This is a genomic window from Acidimicrobiales bacterium, assembly GCA_030747595.1.
Lineage (GTDB): Bacteria > Actinomycetota > Acidimicrobiia > Acidimicrobiales > MedAcidi-G1 > UBA9410.
On sequence record JASLKK010000051.1, the window covers coordinates 333 to 764 of the forward strand.

The window sequence follows — 432 nt, forward strand, 5'->3', positions numbered from 1 at the left end:
ACCGATCAGAGAAGTAACAGCATCCATGTAGATGGTGTCGATGTCGGGGCGTTCTTCTCGGTCTACTTTGATGTTTATGAAACCAGCGTTCATGATTTCTGCGATTTCTGGGTTTTCGAATGATTCGTGGGCCATGACATGGCACCAGTGGCAGGCCGAGTAGCCAACGGATAACAAAATGGGTTTATCGGTTGCTTTGGCTTCGGCGAGTGCTTCTTCGTTCCAGGGCCACCAGTCAACCGGATTGTCTGCGTGTTGACGAAGGTAGGGGCTGGTTTCGTTTTGAAGCCGATTCATACTTTAAAACTACAGAATGTTTTGTATGAGAGTGTTCGAATTGTTGGTTGAATTTGTGAAAGAGGTGAAAAATTAAAGTGGAGCCGGACCTGAGGGGGTCCGACTCCACTTTGTGTTGGGAAATCTTGAATTAGC

General features: G+C 47.0%; 1 protein-coding gene. It reads right to left on the minus strand.

Features of this window, described 5'->3' with window-relative positions:
* On the minus strand, nt 1-297 hold a 297-nt coding region (locus QF777_12020), incomplete at its 3' end, for a DUF255 domain-containing protein (GenBank protein MDP6912262.1).
* Between the last annotated feature and the right edge of the window lie 135 nt (nt 298-432).